Origin of the sequence: Pedobacter sp., assembly GCF_045627485.1 — a bacterium.
Lineage (GTDB): Bacteria > Bacteroidota > Bacteroidia > Sphingobacteriales > Sphingobacteriaceae > Pedobacter.
In genome coordinates this window covers 1-7,823 of the sequence record NZ_JAZQNU010000119.1, presented here as the reverse complement: position 1 = coordinate 7,823, position 7,823 = coordinate 1, and the positions used below count along the sequence as shown (strand labels likewise).

The following is a 7,823-nucleotide window of genomic DNA, read 5'->3' as shown; positions in this document are numbered from 1 at the left end:
TTAACCAGGATAATTACAGCTACAATGGTTGCTAACCCTGCAATCATCCAAAAGGGTGCTTCCCAGCTCCATATTCCGGCAAGGTACAACCCAATAGGGATGCCTAAAACCTGACTGGTGCCAAAGCCCATTTGAACGAAGCCCATCACCCGCCCCCTTTGCTGCAAACTAAAAATATCAGTGATAATAGCCAGGGAAATTGAACCGATTACACCACCGAACAAACCAGTGATAATTCTTGCACCAACTAATTGGACATATGTTTGGGCTAAGCCACAAAACACGGTGCCGATAATAAAACCTATATAAAAGAACAGCAGCAATTTTTTTCGATCGAAACGATCCGCAAAACCTGCAGCCAGCAAGCCCGACAAACCGGCACTGAAAGCATAAGATGATACCGCAATGCCGAATGCGGAAGGCGTTAGGGACAGTGATTTCATCAACATATCACCCAGAGGAGACATCACCATAAAATCTAAAATAACCGTAAACTGGGTTATGGCAAGGAGGAAGATCGCTAGTTTTTGATAACCGGTAAAGCTGGCAGTTTTCTGTTTCATTTGATAAGTGAGGAACAGCAAAAATGTTTATTATGTTTTAAAACGCAAAGATTTCATAAAATAATATGTTACAGCTATTTAAATTTCTATGATAGGTAGCGAAAGTGCAAAAACAAACAATGTTACTTTCATTGGTTGCATCCAGAACTTTGTGAAAACGGTAAAAGAAGACACCAAATGTATTGTATTTAAAGGATCAGAAAAGAGTTTCATCTTTCTGAAATAATTCGGAACTTTAAGTATAACATTATAGAATAAATTATACTCACCAAAGGACTTTTACTATAATCCCAGTTCTAATCCGAAAATAATAAGATCTCGCAAAAATACACACATAATTTCGATGTGGGATTGCTAAATCCATTCCCCTTTACTCAGAGCGAGGATTACAAAAAAAACAGTTTTACTAAGTTGAAGATAAAGTAGAAAGACAGAAGATTGTAATTCATACACTTAACTGATAAAGGTGGTTAACCATTTCGTTCTATTATTTGATGTGACTTAAACCATACCATTTTCATTTTATCAACAAACCAATGCTAATGGAAGTCAATTTTTTGTACATAAGTTAATCAAACAGTTAAAACGAAATATAAGATGATCAACAAAACATTTTTAGCTTTAAGCATTTGGTTGTTGGCTTTTAGCTTTGCCAATGCACAGACCGGACAGCTTACATTGGAGGAATGTTACCAATTGGCAAAGTTAAACTATCCTGCGATCAAGAAATTGGATTTGGTGGATAAGGCGGCAGATTATACTATCAGAAATGCCAATAAAAGATTTTTACCACAATTAAACGTTGCTGGACAGGCTACCTATCAATCACAGGTAGTGGATTTTGGCGACTTGCTTGGCGATGTTTTACCCCCACAATTTCTCCCCCCTACATTAAGCAAAGACCAATATAGAATTTCGGGCGAGGTAGGCCAGTTATTGTTTGATGGCAACAATACCCATTATCAAAAGGAAATCATCAAAGCCAACGCAAGTTTGCAAAAGCAAAATGTGGAAGTAGCGCTTTATGCCATCAATGACCGCATCAATTCAATTTTCTTTTCTGTTTTTTTGATAGACGCACAGTCGGCACTCAACAAGCTGAAAATCGCCACTCTTCAAACCCAGCTCGAAAAAATGGAAGCCGCTTATAAATACGGAACGGCTTATGCGAGTGATGTAAATGAAATAAAAGCCGAAATTGAAAATACAAAATCGACAAATATTGACTACGAAGGAAACCGTACTGCTTTCCTTAGAATGCTTTCCATTTTTATTGGTAAAGAAGTTACTTCCTCATCGGAGCTGGTAAGACCCGAACCTATATTCCCTTCGGGTGAAATCAACCGCCCCGAGCTGAAAATGTTCGATTTACAAAAAAACGTTTATAAAGCTCAAACCAAGCAACTGAAATCAAGCTATCTACCTACTTTAAGCGCATTTTTTCAAGGGGCTTATGGCCGTCAGACACTTAATATTATTTCCAATGATTTCGGAGCCTGGTATATCACAGGGATCCGCCTGATCTGGTCGATCGGAAATCTATATACTTTAAATAACCAACGCGCAATTTACAGCCTGGACAGTCAGTCAGCAGATATAGACAAAGAAATCTTTGTCCGCAATGTACGTACGGAAATTGCCCAACAGGATGAAAATGTAAAGAAATATAAGGAAATGATAAGTCAGGACTATAAAACGATTGAGTTGCGGGAGGCAGTTACTAAATCGGCTTTGGCACAATTGGAAAACGGTGTAATCACTACCCACGAATATATTCAGAAAACCAATAACGAGAATGCTGCCAAGCAAAACCTTGTTCTTCATCAGATACAGTTATTGCAAGCACAGTATAATTTAAAATTCAAATTGGGCAATTAACAGTAAACGTAATAAAATGAAAAATTTTGCAATAATTGTTTTTGCAGCATTGCTCCTAAATGCCTGTACACAAAAAAAAGACTATGATGCTTCGGGGAACTTTGAAGCCGATGAAGTTATAGTATCGGCACAGCAAAGTGGCATATTGAATTCCTATGATGTAAAAGAAGGTGATCAATTAAAAAAAGGGGAAAAGGTAGGTCAGATTGACGTAAAGGTTATAGAACTTCAAAAACAACAGACTGAAGCCCGTATTGCTGCATTAAATGAAAAAACAATTTCCCCGAGCGACCAGGTCGAATTGGTACGTCGTCAGCTGGAAGTGCAAAAATCACAATTGGCACAACAATTAAGAGAAAAGAACCGTACTGAAAATTTAGTGAAAGCAGATGCCGCAACTCGCAAACAATTAGACGACATCAACTCTTCTATCGACCAATTAAAAAAGCAGATTGCCGTTACAAATCAGCAATTAAAGCTAAACACCTACAATACCAATACACAGAACCGAAGCATATTAAGCGAGCGGGCACAGATGGAAAAACTAGCGGCACAACTTCAGGAGCAAATCAATAAGGGACAAATCATCAACCCGATTACAGGTACTGTGCTGACAAATTATGCCTTACAAGGGGAAATGCAGGTAATAGGCAAACCACTGTATAAGATTGCCAATATTGAAACACTCAATTTGAAGGCCTATGTTTCCGGTAGCCAATTGCCACAGATTAAATTGGGACAACCGGTAACAGTACGTATTGACGATGGTAAAGGCGGATACAAAGAATATCCTGGAACCATCACCTGGATTTCTGCAAAATCTGAATTTACACCCAAATCCATTCAAACCAAAGACGAAAGACCCAACCTTGTGTATGCGATCAAAGTGAACGTAAAAAATGACGGTTACTTAAAAATAGGCATGTACGGAGAGGTTCTCTGGTCAAAATAATATAAAACATGAGTTCAGTAAGTGTAAAAAATGTCGTCAAAACTTATAACAAAGGCGAAGTAAAGGCTGTTAAAGATGTTTCCTTTGAAGTGCAAAGGGGGGAACTGTTCGGTTTAATTGGTCCTGATGGAGCTGGAAAAACATCTATTTTCCGCATCCTTACCACTGTATTGCTTGCAGATAGCGGAATCGCTTCCGTAGAAGGTTTTGATGTAGTAAAGGATTACAGGGACATCCGAAATATCGTCGGATATATGCCCGGACGGTTTTCACTGTATCAGGATTTGACGGTAGAAGAAAACCTCGCGTTCTTCGCTACAGTTTTCGGCACTACCATCGAAGATAATTACGAGCTTATCAAAGAAATTTATGACCAGATAAAACCTTTCAACAACCGCAGGGCAGGTAAACTTTCAGGCGGCATGAAACAGAAGTTAGCCCTTTGCTGTGCCCTGATCCATAAGCCTGTTGTTTTATTCCTTGACGAACCGACCACGGGCGTGGATGCCGTTTCACGAAATGAGTTTTGGGAAATGCTCGGCAAGTTCAAAAAGGAGGGCATTACTATTATCGTCTCTACGCCATATATGGATGAAGCCACGCTCTGCGACCAGATTGCCTTGATACAAAACGGGAATATTTTGTCCATTGATACACCGAAAAATATTGTAAATAATTTCCCAAAGCCATTATTTGCCGCCAAAGCAGATAATATCTACAAGCTCATACAGCACTTACGCAAAGCTGATGAAGTGGAAAGCTGTTTCCCCTTTGGCGAATACATACACCTTACTATGAAAACAGATGATGCTGATGCTGTAAGTATCACCAGAATTGCGGGAATAAATAATATTGAGGGATTGGAAGTAAAACAGGTAACACCAACGATTGAAGACAGTTTTATCCGCCTGATGAATGAAAATAATGAAGACGAAATCCTAAGAGAAAAAACCGATGGGAAATAAAGCGATTATCTGCAAAGATTTGACAAAACAGTTCGGCGATTTCAAAGCCGTAGACAGCATTACTTTCGATGTGGAACAGGGCGAAATCTTTGGGTTTCTCGGTGCAAACGGAGCCGGGAAAACAACTGCAATGCGGATCCTTTGTGGGCTTTCCTTTCCAACATCGGGCGAAGTTACCGTGGCAGGTTTTGATGTTTACAAACAACAGGAAAACATCAAAAAAAACATCGGCTATATGAGCCAGAAGTTTTCGCTTTACAACAACCTGACCATATTAGAAAACATAGAGTTTTATGGCGGTGTGTATGGCGTTTCAAGAACCGATATAAAAACACGGAGCAACGAATTGATTACAAAATTGGGGCTGGAAAAGGAGGCCCGAAAGTTAGTAGGAGAATTGCCTTTGGGCTGGAAACAGAAACTGGCTTTTTCAGTTGCTATTTTCCACCGTCCCAAAATCGTGTTCCTGGATGAACCCACCGGAGGTGTTGACCCAGTTACCCGCAGGCAGTTTTGGAATATGATATATGAAGCCGCAGAAAATGGCATTACGGTATTTGTAACCACACACTATATGGATGAAGCCGAGTATTGCAACCGTATCAGTATAATGGTTGACGGGCGTGTGGAAGCTTTGAACACCCCTACTTACCTTAAAAGTAAGTTTAATACCAATTCAATGGACGATGTTTTTTACCAATTAGCAAGAGGCGCGCAACGGACATCGGATTAACATCCCTACTAGAACGGAGTTCATCATTAATACGCAGAAAATGAAACAACTATTCGCTTTTATACGCAAAGAATTTTTCCACGTATTCAGGGACAAACGTACGCTGCTTATACTCTTTGGAATACCCATTGTAGAAATCATCCTTTTTGGTTTTGCATTGAGCAGTGAAGTAAAAAATATCGGAATCGCAGTATTAGACAATGCACAAGACGTACATTCAAAGCAGATTATCGCCAAGGTTCAATCAAATTCCCGATTTCAGCTCAAGGATGCTGCACTAAATTACAAGGATTTTGAAGAAAAATTTAAGAGCGGTGAAATAGTATGTGGCATCTTGATTCCTGCAAAATTCGGGTCAGATCTTTATAAAACAGATGGAGCGAAGATACAGGTTATTGTCGATAATTCTGCCCTCAACACGGCAACTTCGGCAACAAACTACCTGAATACCATTATTAAGAATTACCAGCAGGAACTTAATCCCAATGTACAACCGTACTACCAAATCATACCCGAAATAAGGCAATTGTACAACGAAGAACAGAACGGTTCGCTCAACTTCATTCCCGGCGTTATTGCTTTTATATTTATGATTGTAAGTACAGCACTGGCATCGGTTTCTGTGGTGAGGGAGAAAGAAATGGGAACGATGGAAATATTATTAGTTTCGCCGTTCAGGCCCCTTATGGTGTTGATGGCAAAAGCAATACCTTATTTGGTGCTATCCCTGGTTGACTTAATTATCATGTTATTGCTTTCCGTATACCTTCTTGACGTGGAAATTAAGGGTAGCCTCCTGTTGCTTTTTGCGGAAAGCACACTTTTCATCATTACCTGCCTTTCTCTTGGCTTGCTAATATCAAACATTACCAATTCACAACAAATTGCCATGTTGATTTCAATGATGGGGATGATGTTACCTACAGTTATACTGAGTGGCTTTGTATTCCCCTTGGAGAATATGCCAAAAATATTGCAATGGTTTTCTTACCTCATACCCTCAAAATACTATTATACCATTATGAAAGGCGTGATGCTTAAAGGACTTGGTTTTAGCTACGTATGGAAAGAAACACTCATTTTGGTGGGGATGGCAACCGTATTATTATTTTTTGCATTGAAGAATTTTAAAATCCGCTTACAGTGAAAAAATTACGTTTTATATTACAGAAAGAGTTCCGTCAGATTTTGAGGGACAAGACCATATTGGCAGTGATATTTATATTGCCCTTATTCCAGCTGATTATAATGCCATGGGCAGCCGACTTCGAAGTAAAAAATGTAAACATTGCGTATGTAGACCACGACCACAGCAGCTATTCCCAACAATTGGAAAATAAAATCGCATCATCGGGATATTTCAGAATAGCAGGCAAGGCTAATTCTTTCAAAGAGGGAATGGCAATGATTGAGTATGGCACTGCCGATTTAGTGCTTGAAATACCCCCCGGTTTTGAAAGGAATCTGGTACGTGAGAAAAGTCAGAAAGTAAACCTTTCGGTTGATGCGATTAACGGTACAAAATCTTCCATTGGCGGCGCATATCTCCTTCAGGTTATAGCCGATTTTAACAGCAATCTTGATGTGAACATAAAATCGCCCAATGGACAGCCTCAAGTACCAGTTGCAAAAATTTCAGTAAAAACAACTAATTGGTATAATCCAAGAGCAGATTACAAAAATTATATGGTTCCAGGCATATTGGTACTGTTGCTCACGATGATAGCAGGATTCCTTAGTACATTGAACATTGTAAAGGAAAAAGAGATGGGAACAATAGAGCAAATCAATGTAACACCTATACAGAAATGGCAGTTCATCCTCGGTAAGCTCATTCCGTTTTGGATTATAGGCATTATTGTATTTACGCTCGGGCTAATTGTAATGTACGTCATTTACGACATTATCCCTAAAGGCAGCTTATGGGTACTCTATCTGTTAACAGCAGTTTACCTGATAGCTTTGATGGGTTTAGGGTTATTAATTTCCACATTTTCAGACTCTCAATTACAAGCAATGTTCATCTCCCTTTTCTTTATCATGATATTTGTGCTGATGAGCGGTGCTTTTACCCCTGTCGATAGTATGCCGGATTGGGCGATTTTAATTTCAGACCTCACCCCTGTTACTCATTTCATCAAGGTTGTCCGATTGATTGTCTTAAAAGGCGCAGGCCTACCAGAGATAAAAAATGAATTAGGTTACATCGCAATGTTTGCCGTAGTATTAAATGGTTTTGCCATATGGAATTATAGAAAAACAACGTAATATAATGACATGAAATGTTTATCTGGGACAAACAAAAAAAGAACTGTCTTCTATCTGCTCGATGGAGCAAGGCCAGACATTTTAACTGATTTAATTGCAGCTGGAACACCCCCAAATTTAAAAAAAATTGTTGATGAAGGCACCTTCAGAAAAGCGACAACCTGCTTTCCTTCTACAACAGGACCGGCTTATCTGCCGATTTTAACCGGACATTTTCCTGGCACAATGAATATTCACGGCATTCGCTGGTTTAACAAAAAAGCGTTTAAACGAACCCGCTGGAATACCATGGCTATGCGCTCGTACTGTGGTCCGGAAGCTAGTTACTTTAATACGGATATGCCAGCTGAGAAACCAACTTTATTTGACCTGTTGGGCGATTCTTATAACTTATATAACATGATCACCAGGAATATTTCAGCTGAATTTGATCTTGGTAAAAAGGGGAAAAGTTTGCTTTACAC

The 7,823-nt window shown here is 39.2% G+C and carries 8 protein-coding genes; 7 read left to right on the top strand and 1 reads right to left on the bottom strand.

Annotated elements, in window-relative coordinates; all coding sequences use genetic code 11:
* Positions 1–563 (bottom strand): MFS transporter (locus tag ACR2F3_RS09185; RefSeq protein ID WP_432709683.1); only part of this gene is annotated, 563 nt, incomplete at its 3' end.
* Positions 564–1,160: 597 nt separating this feature from the next.
* On the opposite strand from ACR2F3_RS09185, the gene ACR2F3_RS09180 reads away from it, so the two are divergent.
* From ACR2F3_RS09180 to ACR2F3_RS09150, 7 genes are all read left to right on the top strand, one after another.
* A complete protein-coding gene (locus ACR2F3_RS09180; RefSeq protein WP_432709682.1) occupies positions 1,161–2,441 on the top strand; it encodes a TolC family protein in 1,281 nt (426 codons plus the stop codon).
* Positions 2,442–2,457: 16 nt separating this feature from the next.
* On the top strand, positions 2,458–3,393 hold the full coding sequence (locus ACR2F3_RS09175; RefSeq protein WP_432709681.1) for an HlyD family secretion protein: 936 nt from the start codon (positions 2,458–2,460) through the stop codon (positions 3,391–3,393).
* A gap of 8 nt (positions 3,394–3,401) precedes the next feature.
* Positions 3,402–4,358 (top strand): ABC transporter ATP-binding protein, encoded by a 957-nt coding sequence (locus ACR2F3_RS09170; protein ID WP_432709680.1) that lies wholly within the window; start codon positions 3,402–3,404, stop codon positions 4,356–4,358.
* A 19-nt stretch (positions 4,359–4,377) separates the two neighbouring features.
* Positions 4,378–5,091: an ABC transporter ATP-binding protein gene (locus ACR2F3_RS09165; protein WP_432709679.1), complete on the top strand. Its 714-nt coding sequence runs from the start codon at positions 4,378–4,380 to the stop codon at positions 5,089–5,091.
* A 40-nt stretch (positions 5,092–5,131) separates the two neighbouring features.
* The gene (locus ACR2F3_RS09160) at positions 5,132–6,238 is read left to right on the top strand and encodes an ABC transporter permease (protein WP_432709678.1); all 1,107 of its coding nucleotides are present in this window, start codon (positions 5,132–5,134) and stop codon (positions 6,236–6,238) included.
* A complete protein-coding gene (locus ACR2F3_RS09155; protein WP_432709677.1) occupies positions 6,235–7,359 on the top strand; it encodes an ABC transporter permease in 1,125 nt (374 codons plus the stop codon). Before ACR2F3_RS09160 ends, ACR2F3_RS09155 begins: the two co-directional genes overlap by 4 nt.
* 9 nt (positions 7,360–7,368) lie before the next feature.
* Positions 7,369–7,823: alkaline phosphatase family protein (locus tag ACR2F3_RS09150; RefSeq protein ID WP_432709676.1), on the top strand; the 455-nt coding region annotated here is incomplete at its 3' end.

Coding starts and splice junctions, on each gene's coding strand:
- ACR2F3_RS09180 (WP_432709682.1), top strand. CDS start 1,161: ATGATCAACAAAACATTTTTAGCTTTAAGCATTTGGTTGTTGGCTTTT.
- ACR2F3_RS09160 (WP_432709678.1), top strand. CDS start 5,132: ATGAAACAACTATTCGCTTTTATACGCAAAGAATTTTTCCACGTATTC.
- ACR2F3_RS09170 (WP_432709680.1), top strand. CDS start 3,402: ATGAGTTCAGTAAGTGTAAAAAATGTCGTCAAAACTTATAACAAAGGC.
- ACR2F3_RS09175 (WP_432709681.1), top strand. CDS start 2,458: ATGAAAAATTTTGCAATAATTGTTTTTGCAGCATTGCTCCTAAATGCC.